Source organism: Bacillus sp. JJ1773, from assembly GCF_036962035.1.
GTDB lineage: Bacteria > Bacillota > Bacilli > Bacillales > Cytobacillaceae > Cytobacillus.
Map to the genome: position 1 here is coordinate 118,537 of NZ_JBALNX010000044.1, position 1,035 is coordinate 119,571.

10 tRNA genes are annotated in these 1,035 nt (G+C 51.9%); all 10 read right to left on the minus strand.

Features of this window, described 5'->3' with window-relative positions:
- Positions 1–20: 20 nt before the first annotated feature.
- Positions 21–94 (minus strand) — tRNA-Met (locus V7127_RS13370).
- Positions 95–141: 47 nt separating this feature from the next.
- Positions 142–234 (minus strand) — tRNA-Ser (locus V7127_RS13375).
- Positions 235–248: 14 nt separating this feature from the next.
- Positions 249–325: transfer RNA gene (locus V7127_RS13380), tRNA-Ile, on the minus strand.
- 5 nt (positions 326–330) lie between these two features.
- Positions 331–407: transfer RNA gene (locus V7127_RS13385), tRNA-Met, on the minus strand.
- Positions 408–441: 34 nt separating this feature from the next.
- Positions 442–517, minus strand: a tRNA-Ala gene (locus tag V7127_RS13390).
- 13 nt (positions 518–530) lie between these two features.
- Positions 531–607, minus strand: a tRNA-Pro gene (locus V7127_RS13395).
- Between the two features lie 23 nt (positions 608–630).
- Positions 631–707, minus strand: a tRNA-Arg gene (locus V7127_RS13400).
- Between the two features lie 15 nt (positions 708–722).
- Positions 723–811, minus strand: a tRNA-Leu gene (locus tag V7127_RS13405).
- Positions 812–816: 5 nt separating this feature from the next.
- Positions 817–891 (minus strand) — tRNA-Gly (locus tag V7127_RS13410).
- 13 nt (positions 892–904) lie between these two features.
- A tRNA-Leu gene (locus tag V7127_RS13415) sits at positions 905–986 on the minus strand.
- Between the last annotated feature and the right edge of the window lie 49 nt (positions 987–1,035).

The window sequence follows — 1,035 nt, forward strand, 5'->3', positions numbered from 1 at the left end:
CAACTGAACTACCGGACCAATTGCGGGGACAGGATTTGAACCTGCGACCTTCGGGTTATGAGCCCGACGAGCTACCGGACTGCTCCACCCCGCGATAATAGTATTTATATGATTTTTACTATGCTCATATTTAGCATAATATGGAGGAGGAAAGGGGATTCGAACCCCTGCGCGGTTTGACCCGCCTGTCGGTTTTCAAGACCGATCCCTTCAGCCGGACTTGGGTATTCCTCCAAATAATAAACATATGGTGGACCTTGTAGGACTCGAACCTACGACCGGACGGTTATGAGCCGTCTGCTCTAACCAGCTGAGCTAAAGGTCCTAATTTGGTAGCGGCGGAGGGGGTCGAACCCACGACCTTACGGGTATGAACCGTACGCTCTAGCCAGCTGAGCTACACCGCCAAATTAAGGATTATATTTAATTATATATTAAATATGGTGGAGCCTAGCGGGATCGAACCGCTGACCTCCTGCGTGCAAGGCAGGCGCTCTCCCAGCTGAGCTAAGGCCCCATATTATTCAAGATGGTCGGGAAGACAGGATTCGAACCTGCGACCCCTTGGTCCCAAACCAAGTGCTCTACCAAGCTGAGCTACTTCCCGAAAAAACTTATTATTTGATATAATGGCGCGCCCGAAAGGAGTCGAACCCATAACCTTCTGATCCGTAGTCAGACGCTCTATCCAATTGAGCTACGGGCGCATTATTATATATCAATGGTGCCGAGGACCGGAATCGAACCGGTACGGTAGTCACCTACCGCAGGATTTTAAGTCCTGTGCGTCTGCCAGTTCCGCCACCCCGGCATGTTTGGAGCGGAAGACGGGATTCGAACCCGCGACCCCCACCTTGGCAAGGTGGTGTTCTACCACTGAACTACTTCCGCTTATCTTTATTAATGCGGGTGAAGGGAGTCGAACCCCCACGCCTCGCGGCGCCAGATCCTAAGTCTGGTGCGTCTGCCAATTCCGCCACACCCGCATATATAAATGGTGAGCCATGAAGGACTCGAACCTACGACCCTCTGATT